This is a genomic window from Bacillus sp. FSL R9-9497 (assembly GCF_038005805.1).
Taxonomy (GTDB): domain Bacteria; phylum Bacillota; class Bacilli; order Bacillales; family Bacillaceae_G; genus Bacillus_A; species Bacillus_A cereus.
On sequence record NZ_JBBOTY010000001.1, the window covers coordinates 2,468,928 to 2,489,196 of the forward strand.

Below are 20,269 nucleotides of genomic sequence, written 5' to 3' on the forward strand. Positions count from 1 at the left end.
AAAATCGATATAATTAAATAGAAAATTGCTGAAGGAGGTGTAATATGTATAAGTATTTACATATTTTAAACGACATAGAAAATATGATTCAAAATGGAGAAATAAATGAAGGAAAGAAATTACCGTCTATACGGTCACTCGTTACGCAATATGAATGTAATAAGGCGACAGTTATACGTGCGCTTCATGAATTAGAAAAGCGTCATATTATATATTCTGTCCCTCAAAGTGGATATTACGTTGTTAAGAAATCTGGGAGTACCATAGAAAATAACGAGATAATTGATTTTGCTTCCTCAGCACCAGATCCAGATGTTTTCCCATATTTAGATTTTCAACATTGTATTAATAAGGCTATTGATACGTATAAAAATGATTTGTTTGTATATGGAACGCCGAAAGGGTTACCATCTTTAATACCAGTTATTCAAAAACAACTAGCAAATTATCAAGTCTTTACAAAAGAAGAAAATATTTTTATAACGTCAGGTGTTCAGCAGGCACTTGCTATATTAACTTCCATACCATTTCCGAATGGAAATGAAACTGTATTAATTGAACAGCCAACATATCATCTATATATTGATTATCTAGAAATAAATAAAGTTCCTGTAATCGGTATTAGACGTACGAATGAAGGTATCGATTTGAATGAATTGGAGCAAATATTTCAAACTGGAAAAATAAAATTCTTCTATACGATACCGAGATATCATCATCCGCTTGGAACGTCTTATTCTAAAGATGAGAAAGAAAAAATCACACTATTGGCTAAGAAATACAATGTATTTATAGTGGAAGATGATTATTTAGCAGATTTAGAAACTGATTCAAAAGCAGATCCGTTATATAGCTTGGATAATTGTAGTCATGTCATATATTTGAAAAGTTATTCGAAGATTATTTTTCCAGGTTTACGGGTTGGAGTTGCGGTCATCCCACGATCCATTGCAAATGCTTTCTATACATACAAAAAAATACTAGATATTGATAGTCCGATGATTTCTCAAGCGGCTTTAGAAATTTATATAAAGAGTGGTATGTTTGAACGTCATAAAAGTAAAATTAATTCTTCCTACTACAATAGATCAATAAAACTAGCAGAAACATTAGAAAAAGTGCAAAATGAAAATTCATCATTATTTACATATAATAGACAAAACACACTGGGAATACACACTTGTTTAGAAATGCAGAAAAACATAGTTACAGAAACACTTATACAAAAATTAGGTGACATTCAAATAAGTGTCGATACTATTGATAAGAATTATATGAGGGATTTTCCTAAAGAAAAACTATTAAAATTAAATGTTTCGAATGTAAAAGAAGATAAGATTGAAGAAGGTATTCGTAAAGTAATTGAGGAAATCAAGCAATCAAGACAGTTGGATTTTCAGTTTAGAAAGGAATAATTTGAATTAGGAGGTTTGTTGTGAGATTGTTTTACAATTAGTTACTCCAGATGGAGAAGCCTATATGAGGAAATATGATAGGAAGCATATACCAGAGGTTATAAAGCTGAATTATAAAAGTTGAATAAAATGAAACGATTACGGAGAAAAGTAGCAGTTGTGGCCGGAGCAACTATATATGTAACTGAATAACTATATGTTTTTTAAGAGCACTCTTAGCAAAAAGTGCTCTTTTTCATTAATGTAAATATTTACTTAGCATCTTTTTAAAATGATTTTTATCATAATTTACATATTGCGTAGCTGTATTTCGTATTGAATCTCCCGCGTAAAATCTTTCGTACAATTCGTGTCTAGATCCTAATGGGCTTCCGATGATATCCCAGGCTAACTTAAATAATTTTGTACGTTGTTCGGCATCTATATTCGTTCCATTAAAGTATTTTTTCAATAAATCAGCTATCGGACTCTGGAAGTCATTCGAGCTCGAAGGAAGTTGAATGAAACCACCTGCTCCAATTAATTGTAAAATTTCTATTGCACGGGGATAATATTTGGAACCAAGATTCCTTGCAGTTTCGATATATTTAAATTTCGGCAAATAAGTTTTTGTTTCATTTGTAGTACCTTCAACTTCTGCAGCAATTAAAAGTGCGCGAATTGTTTCGATTTGCATAATTAATTCCCCAAGCTTCTCTTGAACATGCAAATAAGTAGTAGCACCGATTGCTTCAGCAATTTCACAAGCAATTGCAGTTATAAATTCTAGCTTTACTACTAATCGTACAATTGCTTGGTGATAAGCTAAACTACTAGAAGCTATATCTGACTTTATTGCCCATAACGCTTCAGGGTTGTTATATAGTAAGACACGTTCCCATGGTACAAATACATTATCAAAGATTAATAGTGCATCCATTTCATCGTACTGTGAGCTAAGAGGGGAATCAACTGTAATTGAATGTGTATTCGCAAATGGTTCTCTACAAACCATATGTAATCCAGGAGAATTGGCTGCCACAATGAGAAAGTGAGCTAAATCTTTTTGAGTATCAGTCAGTTTTGCTAATGGATAGATTAATAAATCATTTGAATAAGGAGAAGCAGTACCGATCATTTTAGCACCACTTAAATAAATTCCGTCAGAAGTTTTCTTCGTAACTCTTAGTAATCCTAAGTCATTTGTATTCAACATTGATTCTGTAGATCGATGTATTTGTGGATCACGTTGAACTACGCTTAAGAACAAGTGATTATCTCTCGCTTCTTCATAATAAGATGTAATTTTATCTGGAAACTGTACATCGAATTTTTTATAAAAATATTTTGATACGTACCAGCCGGTAAGTCTCGATCTTGCGTAATCAGATAGTCTACTCATTACACCGTCTGTAGCATAACTCCACGTTTCAAAAGCGGTTCTCCTCATTAATAATTCGTTATAGGAATTCGGAATTAAAAAGGCTGTATGGACAAATTCTTTCGTTTTTGGGCTAACATATCCAACAGAATCTCTTCGTATTGGATCATCAAACAATGAAAATAAATTAGAAATGGTACTTAATGTTCCTGCAAAATGTTTGTCTGTAGTTACATCTACTTTTTGTCCATAGAGCCAAACGTTACGACCATCTTGTAAGCTCTTTATATAGTAATCTTTCAAATTTTGCATATTTCCTCCTTCTAAAGACTATTCATATATTTGGACATGTTTTAATGGTGGGGAATATACGTGGAAAGTTATTACTGCCGAATCTGTAGCATTATACATTTTATGCACAGTATCTTTTTTTACTGTGAAAATATTTCCCTCTGTAAACTCTTCAATCCGCTCGCTATTATTTTCGTACGTTATATTTTGTAGCGTACCATTGACTATTAGTATACATCCTACAGATATTCCGTGATCGTGCACAAAAGTCTTTGCTTTGCTGGGGAAATTTAATACTAAAATCTCTACAAATTCAGACTGATAGATAACGTTCCTTCCGTATTCAAGATTAACTGGTGAAGTAATAAAAGGAGATATTTTATGAAGTGAAATATTTAATGATTGAATAGCGTGTATTAAATTGACTGTATCGTAGTGACATAGGTTATGAAACGCCTTTCTTATGTTATGAATCAATTGCATGTACAACTTCCTCCTAAGCATTTGCAGTGAAAGAAAGTAATCTCCTATTATATCGTGTGTAGTTGATTATATAACATTGTATTGAGTAAATTCAAAAAGGTGACTGGTTTTAATTGGGTAATATCTCCTTGGGATAATATGGTAATTAATCCCGTTTTTTGTGATATGCTTGAACTATAGCCTATTTTCTATTGGAAAGGTGATGAAATAAATGGCAGTTCTTTTATTGGAAAATCTATATCAAATGTCTATTGTTTTACTGATCTTATGTTCATTTTGTTTTTATAGATATTTAAAGAAAATAAAAAGGGAAAGAAAGCTTACAGGTTTTGAAATTACGATGTATATCGTTACGCAACTTGCGTATTTTATTTGGGCGGCAACAACTTTTCTTAAGATGTTATCAGAATAGTAATCTTAAAGTGTTAGATGCTGAACAGTAATGTACAGAAGCAGTAACGGTATAAACCTGGGCAAGGGTAATTTCTCTATTAGGTAAATAAATATAGTCGATAACTAGATGGATAACAATATTACTTATAACATCTTTATAAAAAGAGAGGATATAAATGGAACAATATAAGTTAATTTTGAAAGAGCCTAAACAAATCGAGTGGGAAACAAATGAAATTAAGGACATACAGGACGATGAAATTATCGTTAAAACAATTGCAGGTGCAATAAGTATTGGAGCAGAGTTACCACAGTATAAAGAATCGGATGTTACAGATACAAATCCTATCTATCCAAAAAAAACTGGATATGAAAGTTATGGTGAAGTAATTCAAGTTGATAATAAAGTAACAAATTTAAACGTAGGTGATAAAGTAGTTTCTTTTTATGGACATGAAACGATAGGAATAGTTAAGGGAGATAAAGTAATTCGAGTGCCTAGTTATATAAAACCTAAAGTTGCTTTATTATCTATTCTTTCGTGTGATGCTGCTAAAGGAGTATTGAAGCTAGACCCGCGACAGGATGAAAAAGTACTTATTACTGGAATGGGAGTTATCGGTTTACTCGCTTGTTATTTCTTAAAATACTATGTAGGTGTTGAGCGTGTGGATGTTGTTGAGCCTAATAAAAATAGAAGAGAATTTGCAAAGAAGTTTGGTGCGAAAAACCTCTTTGATTCAGAAAAACAAATAATAGAAACATATAATTACGGTTTGGAATGTTCTGCTATAAATAGAGGGTTTCACACATTGCAAAAGGCTATTAATAGTAATGGAGCGATATGCATTCTTTCTGATGGTAATATAGAAGACTTAACATTAACAGCCGACTTTTATCGAAAAGAATTGAAAATCATTGGTTCAAGTGATGGATATGATTACCAAAAACATGCAGATTGGTTTTTTAGTCAAATAGAACAGACGCCATGGATAGAAGAGATTTTTCAACATGAAATTCATTATACTGCGCTTGAAAAATGTTTTGAGGAATTAAGTGAAGGAATAATTACTCCTTTAAAAGTATTTGTCTCATATGAATAAAATGACAACGTACTTGTCACGTAGCTCACATATATTTTGTCATTAATATGATAATAAAACGAGGAGTAGCATGTACGTGTTAATTTTTAATAGGCACAACGGGTTGTTGCTCTTTCATTATGTACAAATCGTATATTATCTTTCTCAATGTACATATTAAGTAAAGTATTTAATATCACGTACATAAAAGGCGGGGTAATATGGATGGAAATAAGAAAAATGAAGAATTGAGTAAATTTAAGAAACAATGGTTTAATGAAGATAATCAACCAGTAGCTGGTATAGAGCTAGCCTTACCGCCTGATATAGGCAGCATGTTAGACTCGAAATCAGTTGATGATCAAAGTGGAGAAAGTAATAATGAATAAGTTTAATCTATACGCATCCATTTGGGTGCTTTTGTTTTTTTGACAATAGAAAATAGATCATCAAATTCTTATTGAAAAAAGATGGATCTAAATAGATCCATTTTCTATATATGTAAGTTTTAATTTTCACCAAAAAGTTTAAAGTGCATCTAGAATGCTAATAACATTTACCATTAAAGGATTGGGCTATTATGCATATTATTGTTGAAAGCATTATTTTAATTCTCACTGGGATTCTTGCATTAAAAATGACAGGTAGTAAATCTGTTAGCCAAATGACAAGAGCTGAAATCATCATAGTAGTATCAATTGCGCGTATTATTGTAGAGCCTGTATTAAGTAGGAAAGTAGTCCCATCTATATTTGCAGCTGTAATATTTGCAAGCGTACTTCTTATCATTCATTTCTTTGAACTGAAATCAAGGGAGGCGGAACAATTCCTAAATGGCAGTAGCTTTGTAATTGTTGAAAATGGAGAGATTATTAAAGCGAACTTGATGAAGGCAAAAATGTCTGAACAACAACTTTATATGCAATTAAGAGAAAAAGGAATACATGATTTAAAGATTTTGCAGCAAGTTACAGCTGAGCCGAATGGACGTATTGGTTATCAATTAATAGAGAAAGCTCAACCGATAACTTTAGAAATGTTAGAAAAAACATTAGATCAGCACAAAATAAAAAGATAATTTCTTATGTGAAATGCCAATATACAATTGAATTATTGGCATTTTTTATTTTTTCTAAATGTAAAAGTTAATATTTAGAATAGATATTCAGCCAATCTTTAAATTAGATATAGGCTTATTAATATGCTATATTCAATGGAGCTATAGTGACTGTGGTGAAAAAAGCAGCGTTAAAATGAATAGGTCTTTCATGTGATATTAAACATGAGATAAGAATAAGGAGATAAAAATAAAATGGAATTTTGGGAATCAAGTTTTATTGAGAAACAAACAATGTGGGGATTTGAACCTACAGAATCTGCAATTTTGACAAAAGATTTTTTTCTAGAAAAGAACATTAAGGACATATTAGTTCCCGGTATTGGATATGGTAGAAACGCAAAGGTATTTATCGAAAATAGTATAAATGTAACAGGTATTGAAATTTCGAAAACAGCGATCGATTTAGCAAGAGAAAACGGACTAGAAGATGTTAGTATGTATCACGGTTCAGTAAACGAAATGCCTTTTGATAATAAACTGTATGATGGGATATTTAGTCATGCACTTCTTCATTTGTTGAATGGACAGGAAAGAGAGAAATTTATTGAAGATTGTTATAATCAGTTAAAACCAGGAGGATATATGGTTTTTACAACTGTTTCTAAAAAAGCTCCCATGTACGGAAAAAGAAAACAGTTGGATAAAGATTATTATGAGATAATGGAAGGTGTAAAAATGTTCTTCTATGATTCTGAATCTATAAAAAAAGATTTTAATCAATATGGATTAGTACAAGTTTCGGAAATTGATGAACCAAATAAGAACATAGTAAATAAACCTTCAATCAATTTCTTAATGATAAAATGTAAGAAAGAACGATAACTAAAAGTTATTAAGAATGATTAAAGATGTTTATATATTGATTATGCACAAATAAAAAGGACAAGCATATAATATAAATACCTTTTAACTTTAAGTAACCTTAACTTTCGTTAATAGGGTATCTCAAAATCCCCAAAAGAGCACTTGCGGAAACAAGTGCTCTTTTATTTTTTTGTTTCATAAATATTTATACTTGCAAATTTCGTGCAATAAAAATAAATCTGAGAGAAATAACCATATCTTTATTATACGATTATTTCTGAACTACAAACGTTATAGCATTTGTTTTTAATTGAATGTGTCTTTCATTACGAACTATATTATAAGCTAATTCTTTTATTTCAACTTTTACTTCTTTCCATCCTTTATAAATACTTTTTAATAGATGTATCATTTCATCAGTTGGGAGATTAATTTCAATTAAAGCTTCTAATTCTTCATTCGTTTTTAAAACAATTTCTTGTATGTTAGAGTTAATAATTAAACAATTAATACCGTCGTTTTTTGTCCCTTGTTTCATAGAATGGAGCACTTTTTTAAAATCTTCTTTTGATTTAACATGCTCTAAACTTGATACTGCAACGATATAATCATAAGCGTTAGAGTCAATATGATAGTTTTCAATTTCTGCTTGTTCTGTTTTTATAACCTCGAATACATCATGTTCTTTGCTATAAGTTTGTAGCTTTGTTAAAGCGGAATTAAGTAAATCAACACATGTAACAGTGCCGCTAGTATTTCTTAATTTTTGTGCAATTGGAATGCTATTTCTACCGACGCCAGAGCCAAGATCAAGTACTTGCAAGTTGTTTTGTCCTTCAAAGTGATCCATCAAGTCCATAACTGTTTTAACCGGTTTGTACAGCCAAGAGCCAATTTCAAATAGTTTATATTGTTCATAGCAAAGGTCGTGATATTTCTTTTCTTCTTGTCTTATGTAATCGATACGGTTTATATTGTTTCAGCCCCAATATTTTTATTGCAAAATTCATATGTAGGACAACCTTTTATATTTGTTTGAATTCGAAAAATACCACCAGCATGTGGATACTCTTTTAATTCGTCATCCGTCATTCTTGTTCTGGCTGTTGTAACATATAAATCTGTTAAATTAGGTCCTCCAAATGTACATGATGTTACATATAAAGCTGGAATTGGAATATTTAATATTTGTTCTCCAGTAGATGGATTCCATCTAGTTATTTTTGAACCTCCCCAATGTGCAATCCATAAACAACCTTCTTCGTCAATTGTCATACCATCAGGTAGACCATCATTTTCAGAGAAATTGATTACATCACTTGGATTATGAATGTCTCCAGTACGTATATTATATTGATAGCGAACCACTTTTTTAGTAGGTGTATCTATAAAGTAAAAGTATGTATGATCAGGTGACCAAGCAATTCCATTTGATGTATTTACATGTGAAACTTTTTTCTCTACACTTAAATTATGATGTAAACAATACAAGGAACCTGCAGCATTCATACCGTATGTATCTGTAGAACCTGCCCAGAAACGACCAGCTGGATCACATTTTCCATCATTGAAACGATTTTCTATTAAATGTGGTTCAGGGTCAAAAATATGTGTCAGTTTTTCGGTATTTACATTAATAGAATAAAAGCCTTTTTCCATAGCTAAGAGTAGTACATCCTCTAAATATGGAACAACACAGCCAATTTGTTGATTGAGTGCAATTACTCGGTTCGTATTAGCGGTAGGATTGTAGATGCATAATTTTCTCTCCATAATATCAACCCAATATAAAAGTTGCTTTTTTTCATTCCAACATGGTCCTTCAGCTAAACTTGCTTTAGCATCTAAAACTAATTCTATATTACTGAACAAGATGTTCACCTCGCGTTATAAGATATTAATATAATTCGATAAGAATAGAGGTAAACCTTTTAGTCAGAGGATATTAAGATTTATACTGTAGAAAAATGACCTTCTCACAAGTGATTAAAAAAGTGTATAAACAAGGAGAGGAAAATGCATATGATGTTTTATGAAATTGTTTGCTTTTCTTGTAAGAATATATTTCGTGTTTACGAAGGCAGTGAAAAATATAAGCGATTTAAAGAGAAACCAAACGGGGCATATTGTTGTGATGAGTGTAGTCATAAAATTCAATTAGAAGCGATAAAGAATTTTTTTAGGTAATTAAACTAAAATTCCGGAAGTCATAACTTAATTTTTATTTTAGAAGATTTTTTAAGAATAATGTCTAAATATAGAATGTAAATAAAGATGAAGTATACACAAAACAATTCGTTTAATCGATAAGTATATATTATGAAAATTGAGTTAGAAATAAAAACGGCAAGCTAGAATTCGCTTGCCGTTTTTTTTATAGTTTTGTATGTATTTGTATACCTTTTGCTTTTTCTTTTTCGTTCTTTACGCGTACAATTAAATTATAAGATCCAGATTTTGGTGCTTCAAAAGAAAGTAAACCTTCTTTTTGAGAAGTGACTTCTTCTTCGTAAATGACCTTATCGTCTTTAGTGATTTGTAATAAAATTGTACCCTCTTCAACGGTTGCATCAAAAGGAAATTGTACATTTCCTTGTTCAGTTTTGATCGTTTGTACATCGTAATACCCTTTCAGGGAGCCAATGTTTAAAGTTGTTTCGCCGTTTTTTTGAACCTTGGTGACTTTTACTGCTGTATTACCACATGCGCTTAATAATACAACAAGAGTTAGAATGAGAAATAAACGTAGTAATTTCATAGTGATCCCCTTTTTATCATTATAAAATTTTTCCAATGCGTAAATTAGTTTATCATTTTTTTATAAATAAATATATACATTAAAACTAAAAGTTGTTATTTAGTGATAATCTCTTATATACGATTTGGTTTCTATTAGTCTAAGAAACTTCAGTACATGTTGAATATTCGATTAATAAAATGTTATAGGAGTTAAATATTTTATCTTACTATTAGATTACTTGAATGAAAAGAAAACACCGAAAGTATATATAAAAGCAGGTACTTTCGGTGTTTTCTTTTTTACTATCGTGAATACATTTTCGGACATTCATCACCACTTGGTTCATAAAAACAATGGCTTTTAAACTGTCCTACAAATGGCTGATTATACCATTCAGGTGGACAAGCTCCAACTGGACGGAAATACCAAAGAGCCCATCGTGCAGGCCAGCGCCATTCACCTTGTAAAACTTTTCGTGCGATTTCTTTTTCTGATTCACGAGCGCGTTGATAAAAATATCCATATTGTACTGCTTCAAATCCGCCGGGGCTTTGATATACAGCGTCTCGTACGGTACGGAGTTGTTTAAAATCTAAGCAATCACAAAATACACGGTTTACTACAACGCATCCAACTAACTCCTCACCTTGGCGACCTTCGCCCTCAGCTTCAGCACGAATTAAACGAGCTAGTAAATCAACATCACTTTCGTTGTATGGAATAAGGGGCATAGTGATACCACCTTTCTGTTATAGTAAAGAGTGTATGTTATAAAACAATCTGCGTGCTTTTTTACATAAAAATAACATTTAATTTTAAGAGGAGCTTGTATAAAAAAAGCTAATTAGTAATAGTAGATAAATATAAAAGGGAGAGGTATTATGTATCGAATTCATAAAGACCATATCATTTACTCAATGTCACCAGAGAATAAGCCGTGTATGGAAGTGGAAATTGGGAGCAGTCTTGTATTTGAAACATATGATTGCTTTGAAAATCAAATCGATTCTGAAGATATTGTGTTTCAAGAATTAGATTGGAATCGAATTAATCCAGCGACTGGACCTGTATATATTAAAGGAGCAGAACCTGGCGATATATTAGTTGTAACGATTGAAAAAATTAAAATTGCAGAGCAGGGCGTTTTAACTACAGGTGCAAACCTTGGTGTAATGGGGGATGAGTTAAATGAAAATACAGTGAAAATTGTCCCAATACATAACGAACATGTTTTGTTTTCAAGTGAACTACAAATCCCGATTAATCCAATGATTGGGGTAATTGGTACTGCACCGAAAGAAAAGAGCATTTCATGTGGCACACCGCATGATCACGGCGGGAATATGGACTGTAAAGAAATTAAAGAAGGAACAACATTACTACTACCAGTTAATGTCCCAGGAGCACTATTAACGTTAGGTGATTTACACGCAGCAATGGGTGATGGTGAAATTGGTGTTAGTGGTGTAGAGGTTGCTGGTGAGGTAACGGTAACAGTTCAAATTATAAAAGGAAAGAAATGGCCGTTACCAATGGCTATTCAAAAAGAAAAAATGATGACGATTGCTTCAGAGAAATTGTTAGATGATGCAGCAAGTCGTGCTGTACATAATATGGTGAAATTTTTACATGAAGAATTAGCAATGTCTAAAGCTGATGCAACTCTTTTATTATCGGCAGCAGGTAATTTAAAAGTTTGCCAAGTTGTGGATCCGTTGAAAACGGCGCGTATGGAATTAGGGATGGATTATGTGGAGAAACTAGGATTTACTTTTAGTAAATTTCATATTAAATAGATAAGGGACGAAAAAGGATACTTTTGTATAAAAGCATCCTTTTTTAATTTACGGATTTTGTGAAAAGGGGTAGTATTTATTTTATATAAGTATATTTGAGAATGTGGATTAAAAAGGAGTTCAATAATGGTCAAAATTATGATTGTAGAAGACGATATGAAAATTGCAGAACTATTATCAACACATGTCGCGAAATATGGTTATCAAGGAGTTATTGTATCGGACTTTCAAAATGTATTAGACATTTTTTTAGATGAACAACCAGAGTTAGTTTTATTAGATATTAATTTACCGAGTTTTGATGGGTACTTTTGGTGTCGTCAAATTCGCGGTGTTTCTACATGTCCGATACTATTCATTTCGGCCCGTGAAGGCACGATGGATCAAGTTATGGCGTTAGAAAATGGTGGCGATGATTTTATTCCGAAGCCTTTTCATTATGAAGTTGTAGTGGCGAAAATTCGTAGTCATTTAAGACGTGCATATGGAGATTATGCACCGAAACTAGAAGAGCGAATGATTGAGCAACAAGGCCTTTGTTTATATCCTGAAAGACTTGTATTGAAACTTAGAAACGAAGAGATTGATATAACGAGAAACGAAGCTATTTTATTAGAGACATTAATGAAAAATTATCCGCGTGTTGTGAGTAGGGAAGTGTTGTTAAATAAATTATGGGATAGCGAATCTTATGTTGATGATAATACATTAAGTGTAAATACAACACGTGTGCGTAAAAAGTTACAAACGTTACATATAGAAGGTGCGATTGAAACGATTCGTAGTGTTGGATATAGATTGCATATTACTTGGGATACTGGTATAGAAAAATGATAAGGTTGTTTATACGTGATCATATACCACTTATTTGCTTTACTATAATTCAACTACTAGCTATATTTCTCGTATATTGGTTTGATGGGCATAATCATATTACAACGGCGTTATATGCAATGTTTCTAGGGGCTTTCTTTATGGGAAGTTATTTAGTGTTTCGTTATTTTACACATCGTTCTTTTTATGAGCGCTTAGCAAACCCGATGCAATCTTTGGATGAATCTGTTCAAAAATCTGATTTTGCAGCTGTATCGGCTGCTCTTCAAGAACTACTTGAGGTGCAATATCGACATTATCAAAATCAGCTGCAAATGCAAGAGAGAAAAAATAATGACCATTTAACCTTTATGAATCAGTGGATTCATCAAATGAAAACACCTTTATCTGTAATAGAATTAATTACACAGGATGAAGTAGATTCACGTTTTGAAAGTATAAATGAGGAAACTGATCGATTAAAAAAGGGATTAGAAATGGCTCTGTATGTCGCACGTTTAGAAGCATTTACACAAGATTTTTATGTAGAAAGAGTACAACTACATAAAATAGTGAATGATTCGGTACATGAGCATAAACGGTTCTTTATCCGGAATTTTGTATATCCAGAGCTTGAAATTGATAAGGACATTACTGTAGAAAGTGATGCGAAATGGTTACAATTTTTAATTGGGCAAATACTATCGAATGCGATTAAATATTCATCAGGTAGTAGAGAAAAGATTAAAGTGAAAGCTTGTAAGGAAGGTAATACCGTTATACTTGAAATTGCTGATAATGGCGTAGGTATACCGAAGCAAGATTTACCAAGAGTCTTCAAACCTTTCTTTACAGGAGAAAACGGTAGAGATTTTAAAGAATCAACAGGAATGGGGCTATATCTCGTATATGAAATTACGAAGCAATTAGGACATAGTGTAGAAATCCATTCAGAAGTTGATAAAGGTACGGTAGTACGAGTAATATTTTTTAATGTGTAAAAAGTGATCAAGGCTAAAGAACGTTGGAGATAAGTTTTTTAGCCTTGTTTTGTATTTTTTAAAAAGTTTTCATATGAATAAATGATACAAATTAGTAAAAATTAAAGATATGAGCACATGAAATTGTAAAAATAAACTTGAAGAAAAATAATTGCTTTTGAAGTACAAATAATAATATTTACGCATACAGTATTATCATGGTACAATATGGTTATTAATGACAGAAAGGAATGATGGGTGGACGATGATTAACTAATCTTATTTTTAAATGTTGAAATTCAATAAATTTCAATTTCTAAAAAATAGGATTAGTCTGCCCAATTTCCATAGAACGGTATTGCTATTTATGTTACGTAATAGCTTATTTGGGTGTAAATATTTTAACGACTAATCCTGCCAAATTTATTTGGGAGGATTTTTTTATTCTCCCTTTATGAAAGGGATTGGTATTATGAAAGAACTATTAAAATTAAATGATGTTTATATGGAAATAAAAGAAAATACTTTGTTAGAGAAAATGAATGTGACAGTAAGACAAGGGGACGTTATTGGGTTAATCGGCAAAAATGGAGCTGGTAAATCAACGTTACTTCAATTAATAAATGGGAAGATTGAGCCTTCAAAAGGGATTGTTGAATGGCAGCAAATGAATATGACAACCGCATATGTTGAGCAAGAAATAGAATCTTTTATTAGTAATGATGTAATTGCAAAAGAAGCAGAACTTCTTGCGAAATGGGGCGTGCCAACGAACGATTTTCATACTTTAAGTGGTGGTGAAAAGCTGAAAATTCGATTAGCAAAAGGATTTGCTGAAAATCCTAATGTCTTAATATTAGACGAACCGACAAATCATTTAGATGAGATCAGTACGGGATTTCTCATTAAACAAATAAAAAACATGAAAGGTACAGTTATCGTTGTATCACATGATCGATATTTTTTAGATGTTGTCGCAACAAAAATATGGTCAATTGAGGACAAAAAATTAATTGAGCATAGTGGTAATTATACGAGCTACATGAAAGCACGTGAGCAAAAAAGAAAGTCGCAGCAGCGTGAATATGAAAAGCAGCAAAAAAAGATAGAACAAGTAGAAACACATATAAAAGAATTGAGTTCATGGTCACAAAAGGCACACGCGCAGTCTACAAAACAAGAAGGTGTGAAAGAATTCTATCGTGTAAAAGCGAAGCGAATGGATGCACAAGTGAAGTCAAAACGAAAACGACTTGAAAAAGAGCTGGAGAAAACGAAAGTAGAACGTGTGAAAGAAGAGTATTCAGTTGAGTTTTCTATTCAAGCGAACAAAAAAGTAGGAAAACGCTTTTTAGAAGTAAAGCAATTAAAAAAAGACTTTCATGGGAAAGTATTATTTGAAAACGTTAATTTTACAATTCAGCACGGTGAGAAAGTTGCGATTGTTGGACCAAACGGTAGTGGGAAAACAACATTACTGAAGATGATTATGGGAATGGAAACTGCTGAAGGAGAAATATGGATTTCACCTTCAGCAAACATCGGCTATTTAACACAAGAAGTTTTTGATTTACCGCTTGATAAAACACCAGAAAATTTATTTTTTAAAGAGACGTTTGAAGAACGAGGAAAAGTCCAAAATTTAATGAAACATTTAGGATTCCAAGCGTCTCAATGGAAAGAGCCGATTGAGCATATGAGTATGGGAGAAAGAGTAAAGTGTAAGCTAATGGCTTATATTTTAGATGAAAAAGATGTACTCATTTTAGACGAACCGACGAATCACTTGGATCTACCTTCACGTGAACAACTTGAAAATACATTAGCTGAGTATAACGGAACATTAGTAATTGTATCTCACGATCGATATTTTCTGGAGAAAACAACTAACACAAAACTCGTGTTTTCAAACAATACGATACAAAAGCAGCTAGAAGAACCTACTAAAACAAGAGATGATATTGAAGAGCTACGTTTAACGTTAGAAACAGAGAGACAAGAAGTATTAGGGAAATTAAGCTTTTTAACTTCTAAAGACAAAGAATATAAAGCACTGGATGAACGGTTTATTGAACTTACGAAGCAGATTAAGGAGCTATAACGTAAGTAAGGGGGATTAACATGGGAGAAGAGAGATTCACTAAGTTATTTAAAATAGATTGTGGAGATATATACTTGCAAGAGTTTACGGTCAAAGATGCAGAGAGTATTTATAAAATAGCAAATCAACCGGAAATAGCAAAATTTTTACCAGACTGGAAATCAACGAAAGAACAAAGGGTGGATTGGATTGCAGATTATGAAATACCAGCAAACAAAGCATTTCTTGATGCAGTGAAAACTACGAATAACATAGATAATTATATGTTAAAGCTAGGAATATTTAAGAAAGCTACAAATGAACTCATTGGATGGTGCTGCACAGGTATGAAAGAAGAACTCTCTTCACCAAACAGAGAGGTAATGTATGCTATCTCAAATGAATATCAAAATCATGGCCATGCTACAAAAGCGACTAAAGGTTTAATTGACTATTTGTTTAAAGAAACAAATTTAAATGTCCTTAACGCAATTGCTTTAATTAACAATGTAGCATCAAATAAAGTTATTGAAAAATGCGGGTTTATTTATAAGAGCCAACAGAGGATAGAAAATCAAATATATAATCATTATATATTGAGAAAATCTGAGTGGATAAAAATATAACGTTTGGTAGTAAAAGACCGATAGCAATCGGTCTTTTCTCATTTATATAATAAAGATTTATTATACATTATATTTCCTACTACTATACAATTATTATAAGATAGTTATGCGTTAATTTTAGTTTGAAATAATTATGTTGTCAGTTTTTTTAGAAATCTTACAAGCGTGTAAGGTAAATGAAAGATGAATCAATATGAGCTGTAAGACAATTCATTTACACTTTATAGTGAGCAGTGGAAATGAAGGGAGAATATACATGGAAATTTTACATGCAAAAAGTATTAGTAAAGTATATAAAGGGAAAGTACCTTATAAAGCATTAGTAGATATTGATTTATCAATTCAAGAAGGTGAATTTGTAGGAATTATGGGTCCATCAGGTAGCGGAAAAACAACGTTATTAAATATGGTATCTACTATTGATTCTCCATCATCGGGAGAAATATTTATTAATGACACAAATCCTTTTCAATTATCATCAGAAGAATTAGCGTTATTCCGCAGAAAACAATTAGGATTTGTTTTTCAATCATTTAATCTTCTTAGCACACTTACTGTAAAAGAAAACATCGTATTGCCGATGACTTTAGATGGTGTTTCCGTGCAAGAAATGAACAAGCGATTGGAAGAGATTGCAGAGAAGTTAAATATTACAGATATATTGAATAAAAGAACGTTTGAAATATCAGGGGGACAAGCTCAAAGGACAGCAATCGCTCGTGCGATTGTTCATAAGCCGCAATTATTACTTGCAGATGAACCAACAGGGAACTTGGACTCTAAATCTTCAAATGATGTAATGGAGATGCTGGATACTCTAAATAAAGAAGAAAAAGCAACGATGATGTTAGTTACACATGATCCGTATGCAGCGAGCTTTTGCAGCCGAGTAATCTTTATTAAAGATGGTCAACTATATAACGAAATTTATTGTGGTGAAAGCAGACAAGCCTTTTATCAAAAGATTATGGATGTCCTTTCTTTGTTAGGAGGGAAAAGGCATGACTTTTCGTCAGTTCGCATTTAATAATATTTTTCGTAATAAGCGTACATATGCTGCCCATTTTTTAAGTAGTGCATTTTCTATTATGATTTTCTTTACGTATGCTCTTTTATTATTTCATCCTGATTTACAAGGTGAGTTGAAATCGACAAGTGCAACAATAAGTGCATTTGGTACATTGGGATTTTCAGTTTCGCAAGGATTGATTTTTGTATTTTCATTTTTCTTCATTTTATATTCAGTTAGTTCGTTTTTAAAAACGCGTAAGAAAGAATTTGGCGTTTTAATGATGCAAGGTATGTCAATGAGACAGCTTAAGAAATTATTATTAATTGAAAATATGTTGATTGGACTTGGTTCAATTTGTATAGGGATTTTCATTGGACTCATATTTTCTAAACTAGTCTTATTGATAAGTGCAAGTGTATTAATGATTAATAATGGTTTACCTTTTTATATACCAGTGCGGGCTGTATTATTAACAGTTATCACATTTCTTTTCTTGTTTTTAATTGTTTCATTATTTACATTTAAAATGATAAAAGTAACGGAACTTGTGGAACTTATTCGAGCAGAGGAAAAGCCAAAACCTGAACCGAAATCTTCAGTTTTATTATCGCTACTTTCTTTAATTAGTATAGGGTATGGATATTTTTCAGTATTTCGCTTCATACCAAGTACCAATTTTATTACGCTTGGAATAGGTGTGCTCCTAGTAATTATAGGAACGTACTTTTTATATACACAGTGTAGCGTGTATATATTGCGCCTTGCTAAAAGGAGAGAATCTTTCTTTTTAAAGAGAACAAATATATTAACATTTTCTGAATTAATTTACCGTATGAAAGATAATGCAACGATGTTTTTTATAGTATCTATTGTTTCAGCAGTTGCATTTACAGCAATTGGTACAACAGCCGCAATTGGAAATAGGGATTTGGTAAGGATGACAAATCCGTATACATTTTTGTATGGAAGTTTTGAAAATGACAAAGTATTGAATAAAAATCTTTCTATTATAAAAAAGCACCTTTCTGATGCTAATATTCCGTATCGAATGGCTTCATCTTCATATATATACACAGAAAATGGCGTAAATGTAATGAAGTTAAGTGAATACAACGATCTTGCTAAAGCACTAGGCTATCAACAAGAAACAATTGAAAAAGAAGATGAAATTTTATTAATTCCTGGAGTCGTATCACAAAAACAAGAATTTAAAAATGGCGAGTATAAAAAGAATATAGAAGTCATTCAAGGTGACTGGACAAAGACATTTCATGTGAAAAAAGCTGTAGAAAATTTAGTTTTACCACACGATTCTAGAACTATTTATATCGCTGTTCAAGATCAGGTATATGATGGAATGCCTCTTACTAGTGACCCAGTTAATAAAGAAATTCCATATCGTACTTACGGATTTGTTGTAGATGATTGGATAAAAACGAAAGAGATTTCCAATCAATTAAAGAGTATATTTGATAAAGATCTTAGGGACAGAGATTTCTACTTTGAAGCTTTAACATTAAACTTGTTGGAAGCAAAGCAAAAGAATGGTTTATTACTTATGGTAAGTATTTTAGTCGGAATCGTCTTCTTTACATTTGCTGCTAGTTTTATTTATTTCCGATTATATACAGATTTGGATCGCGATCAGCAGCAATATAAAATGATTTCGAAAATGGGATTAAGTAAAGGTGAGTTAAAAAAAGTTGTAACGAGACAGTTATTATTAATGTTCTTTTTACCAATTGTCGTTGCAGTGATTCATACTGTAGTCGCTTATATAGCATTACAGCAATTAGTCGATTTTTCTATCATAAATAGCTCTATCGTTATTTTAATTTCATTTATATGTATACAAGTTTTATATTTCTTTATAACCCGTTGGCGTTATCTGCAAAAGCTTTATAAGGTTATGGAGCAATAGAATTTATTAGCTTGTAAGACTACAATAAAGTATGTAGAAAAATGTACTGTATGATGAAAGGAAACGAGATGAAAAGAACTTTAACTATTTTTATGTTAACGATACTACTATTAATAAGTTTTAGTGCATGTTCTAAAAAGGAAAATCCATTTCCTGCAAACGGTGTATTAATTATTGGAGATGAAAATAATATTTCACCAATTATTAATCGTTATCAGGAAATTACGGAAGAAAATGAAGTGTTTTCTGTGAAAAAAGGGGAAGTTGGAAATGGAAATGTCTTAATTTTAAATGAATCTACAGCACAAGCATTGATTAAAGAAAAACTTTTTCGAAAACAAGATAATGGCTCCAATTATATTATAGATACGTTACCGAAATTCCCAAAAGAAGGGGCGCTATTATTTACAAGTGAAGACAATAAGACTATGAAAAGTATTAAAATAGGAGAGGAAGAGATTCCTGTTACATACGATAGTGATGCTTGGATAGGTAACAATCGTAAATATTCAACGGAATGGTATATGATTGTAGCAAAAAATAGTGTTTATAAAGAAATAAAGGCAAATGAAATGAAAATGCATCTTCTTCATTTGAAAAAATCACTAGGTGACGAAAAACCTAAAATGTCGACAGATAATACATTGGTTAATGAAAATGTCAAAGTAAAAAAGTTAATTAAAGGTTTGGAAGGAGAAGTATCTTTTCACTTTGTAACGATTGGCGAAAAACCTTAAAAAAGAGTTCGAAGTTGATAAAAATTTCATCAGCTTCGAACTCTTTTTAGTTTATAGACAAATCAATTATTATGCTTTACATTACTTCATTTAATCGAGTCTCACTCGTTTCTTCAATCGCATTTGAATTTTGAACTGAATTATTTTGTGCTTCTTTTTCTTTACGAGCCTTTTGTAGCATTTCAAGTATAATCCATAAAGGAACACCTTTATCCTTTAACATCTTCCATAAATCTAATTCATTAAATTTATGTTCAGGCTGTTTCATTTCTTTTTCGGATGAACGAATATCGAACTTGATAGGATCATTTACTTTCTTACTTTCAAGTTTAGTAGAAGAGATAGTATTATGCTCAAGAGTAGATGGAGTTATTTTAGTAGGTTGAGATAATGTATGAATATTTGATCCGATTTGCATGCTTTTTTCCTCCTTTTCAAGCAATGAGATTAGTTTTCTTATGGTTTTTAAATCTTTTTAACATGAGGAAACTATATTTAATTATAAATTCTAATAAACAGATTTACAAGTTGTATTGTAAAAAGTAAATGTTTATTTGAATTAATATTTATCAACATCTGTATATGTTTTCTATATATACAACGTATATAAAATACT

22 protein-coding genes and 1 pseudogene are annotated in these 20,269 nt (G+C 31.6%); 16 read left to right on the forward strand and 7 right to left on the reverse strand.

The features are described from left to right. Window positions 1–44: 44 nt before the first annotated feature. Both MKY21_RS12665 and MKY21_RS12670 read left to right on the forward strand, forming a co-directional pair. The gene (locus MKY21_RS12665) at window positions 45–1,415 is read left to right on the forward strand and encodes an aminotransferase-like domain-containing protein (RefSeq protein WP_097797164.1); all 1,371 of its coding nucleotides are present in this window, start codon (window positions 45–47) and stop codon (window positions 1,413–1,415) included. A gap of 13 nt (window positions 1,416–1,428) precedes the next feature. Continuing rightward, window positions 1,429–1,539 (forward strand): annotated as a pseudogene (locus MKY21_RS12670) (carboxypeptidase regulatory-like domain-containing protein); the annotation flags it as partial. 114 nt (window positions 1,540–1,653) lie between these two features. On the opposite strand, the gene MKY21_RS12675 reads toward MKY21_RS12670, so the two are convergent. Together MKY21_RS12675 and MKY21_RS12680 are read right to left on the reverse strand one after the other, a co-directional pair. Continuing rightward, complete coding sequence (locus MKY21_RS12675; protein ID WP_341076392.1) at window positions 1,654–3,087, reverse strand: 4-hydroxyphenylacetate 3-hydroxylase family protein; 1,434 nt, start codon at window positions 3,085–3,087, stop codon at window positions 1,654–1,656. An 18-nt stretch (window positions 3,088–3,105) separates the two neighbouring features. Further along, the gene (locus tag MKY21_RS12680) at window positions 3,106–3,549 is read right to left on the reverse strand and encodes a cysteine dioxygenase (protein WP_044797376.1); all 444 of its coding nucleotides are present in this window, start codon (window positions 3,547–3,549) and stop codon (window positions 3,106–3,108) included. 211 nt (window positions 3,550–3,760) lie between these two features. Between MKY21_RS12680 and MKY21_RS12685 the strand changes: the two genes are divergently transcribed. The 5 genes from MKY21_RS12685 to MKY21_RS12705 all read left to right on the forward strand — a co-directional run bounded on the left by MKY21_RS12685 (window position 3,761) and on the right by MKY21_RS12705 (window position 6,966). Next, on the forward strand, window positions 3,761–3,961 hold the full coding sequence (locus MKY21_RS12685; RefSeq protein ID WP_000279681.1) for a hypothetical protein: 201 nt from the start codon (window positions 3,761–3,763) through the stop codon (window positions 3,959–3,961). Window positions 3,962–4,118: 157 nt separating this feature from the next. Further along, the gene (locus MKY21_RS12690; RefSeq protein ID WP_000438838.1) at window positions 4,119–5,045 is read left to right on the forward strand and encodes a zinc-binding dehydrogenase; all 927 of its coding nucleotides are present in this window, start codon (window positions 4,119–4,121) and stop codon (window positions 5,043–5,045) included. A 200-nt stretch (window positions 5,046–5,245) separates the two neighbouring features. Beyond that, window positions 5,246–5,413, forward strand: coding sequence for a hypothetical protein (locus tag MKY21_RS12695; RefSeq protein ID WP_000348947.1), 168 nt, complete (start codon window positions 5,246–5,248; stop codon window positions 5,411–5,413). A gap of 191 nt (window positions 5,414–5,604) precedes the next feature. Continuing rightward, window positions 5,605–6,102 (forward strand): DUF421 domain-containing protein, encoded by a 498-nt coding sequence (locus MKY21_RS12700; RefSeq protein ID WP_000547582.1) that lies wholly within the window; start codon window positions 5,605–5,607, stop codon window positions 6,100–6,102. A 234-nt stretch (window positions 6,103–6,336) separates the two neighbouring features. Beyond that, complete coding sequence (locus MKY21_RS12705) at window positions 6,337–6,966, forward strand: class I SAM-dependent methyltransferase (RefSeq protein WP_000397590.1); 630 nt, start codon at window positions 6,337–6,339, stop codon at window positions 6,964–6,966. Window positions 6,967–7,219: 253 nt separating this feature from the next. On the opposite strand, the gene MKY21_RS12710 is transcribed toward MKY21_RS12705, so the two are convergent. Together MKY21_RS12710 and MKY21_RS12715 are read right to left on the reverse strand one after the other, a co-directional pair. Beyond that, window positions 7,220–7,921: a class I SAM-dependent methyltransferase gene (locus MKY21_RS12710; RefSeq protein WP_001079461.1), complete on the reverse strand. Its 702-nt coding sequence runs from the start codon at window positions 7,919–7,921 to the stop codon at window positions 7,220–7,222. Beyond that, the gene (locus tag MKY21_RS12715) at window positions 7,918–8,820 is read right to left on the reverse strand and encodes an SMP-30/gluconolactonase/LRE family protein (RefSeq protein WP_000492422.1); all 903 of its coding nucleotides are present in this window, start codon (window positions 8,818–8,820) and stop codon (window positions 7,918–7,920) included. Before MKY21_RS12715 ends, MKY21_RS12710 begins: the two co-directional genes overlap by 4 nt. A 144-nt stretch (window positions 8,821–8,964) precedes the next feature. Between MKY21_RS12715 and MKY21_RS12720 the strand changes: the two genes are divergently transcribed. Beyond that, window positions 8,965–9,135, forward strand: coding sequence for a DUF2197 domain-containing protein (locus tag MKY21_RS12720; protein WP_000551047.1), 171 nt, complete (start codon window positions 8,965–8,967; stop codon window positions 9,133–9,135). A gap of 187 nt (window positions 9,136–9,322) precedes the next feature. Here MKY21_RS12720 and MKY21_RS12725 read toward each other — a convergent pair whose 3' ends face one another. Both MKY21_RS12725 and MKY21_RS12730 read right to left on the reverse strand, forming a co-directional pair. After that, window positions 9,323–9,706, reverse strand: coding sequence for a BA_1872 family lipoprotein (locus MKY21_RS12725; protein ID WP_000771814.1), 384 nt, complete (start codon window positions 9,704–9,706; stop codon window positions 9,323–9,325). A gap of 284 nt (window positions 9,707–9,990) precedes the next feature. Continuing rightward, complete coding sequence (locus MKY21_RS12730) at window positions 9,991–10,419, reverse strand: cell wall hydrolase (RefSeq protein WP_001128398.1); 429 nt, start codon at window positions 10,417–10,419, stop codon at window positions 9,991–9,993. Window positions 10,420–10,569: 150 nt separating this feature from the next. Between MKY21_RS12730 and MKY21_RS12735 the strand changes: the two genes are divergently transcribed. The 8 genes from MKY21_RS12735 to MKY21_RS12770 all read left to right on the forward strand — a co-directional run bounded on the left by MKY21_RS12735 (window position 10,570) and on the right by MKY21_RS12770 (window position 19,653). Then, window positions 10,570–11,484, forward strand: a complete 915-nt coding sequence (locus MKY21_RS12735; protein ID WP_016117979.1) for an acetamidase/formamidase family protein — start codon at window positions 10,570–10,572, stop codon at window positions 11,482–11,484. Window positions 11,485–11,610: 126 nt separating this feature from the next. Further along, complete coding sequence (locus MKY21_RS12740) at window positions 11,611–12,318, forward strand: response regulator transcription factor (protein ID WP_000238990.1); 708 nt, start codon at window positions 11,611–11,613, stop codon at window positions 12,316–12,318. After that, complete coding sequence (locus MKY21_RS12745) at window positions 12,315–13,298, forward strand: sensor histidine kinase (RefSeq protein ID WP_002103134.1); 984 nt, start codon at window positions 12,315–12,317, stop codon at window positions 13,296–13,298. The genes MKY21_RS12740 and MKY21_RS12745 overlap by 4 nt, the downstream gene beginning before the upstream one ends. A 451-nt stretch (window positions 13,299–13,749) precedes the next feature. Further along, window positions 13,750–15,378 carry a ribosomal protection-like ABC-F family protein gene (gene abc-f, locus MKY21_RS12750; RefSeq protein WP_341076400.1) on the forward strand — a complete coding sequence of 543 codons (1,629 nt, stop codon included), beginning with the start codon at window positions 13,750–13,752 and terminating at the stop codon, window positions 15,376–15,378. Between the two features lie 20 nt (window positions 15,379–15,398). Next, on the forward strand, window positions 15,399–15,983 hold the full coding sequence (locus tag MKY21_RS12755; protein ID WP_341076402.1) for a GNAT family N-acetyltransferase: 585 nt from the start codon (window positions 15,399–15,401) through the stop codon (window positions 15,981–15,983). Between the two features lie 256 nt (window positions 15,984–16,239). Then, complete coding sequence (locus MKY21_RS12760) at window positions 16,240–17,010, forward strand: ABC transporter ATP-binding protein (RefSeq protein WP_000404273.1); 771 nt, start codon at window positions 16,240–16,242, stop codon at window positions 17,008–17,010. After that, complete coding sequence (locus MKY21_RS12765; protein WP_044797372.1) at window positions 16,985–18,916, forward strand: ABC transporter permease; 1,932 nt, start codon at window positions 16,985–16,987, stop codon at window positions 18,914–18,916. Before MKY21_RS12760 ends, MKY21_RS12765 begins: the two co-directional genes overlap by 26 nt. Before the next feature lie 50 nt (window positions 18,917–18,966). Then, the gene (locus tag MKY21_RS12770; RefSeq protein WP_000975419.1) at window positions 18,967–19,653 is read left to right on the forward strand and encodes a lipoprotein BA_5634 family protein; all 687 of its coding nucleotides are present in this window, start codon (window positions 18,967–18,969) and stop codon (window positions 19,651–19,653) included. Between the two features lie 76 nt (window positions 19,654–19,729). Here the strand turns inward: MKY21_RS12770 and MKY21_RS12775 are convergent, their stop codons facing one another. Beyond that, window positions 19,730–20,071 carry a DUF3914 domain-containing protein gene (locus MKY21_RS12775; protein ID WP_001165518.1) on the reverse strand — a complete coding sequence of 114 codons (342 nt, stop codon included), beginning with the start codon at window positions 20,069–20,071 and terminating at the stop codon, window positions 19,730–19,732. Window positions 20,072–20,269: the final 198 nt, after the last annotated feature.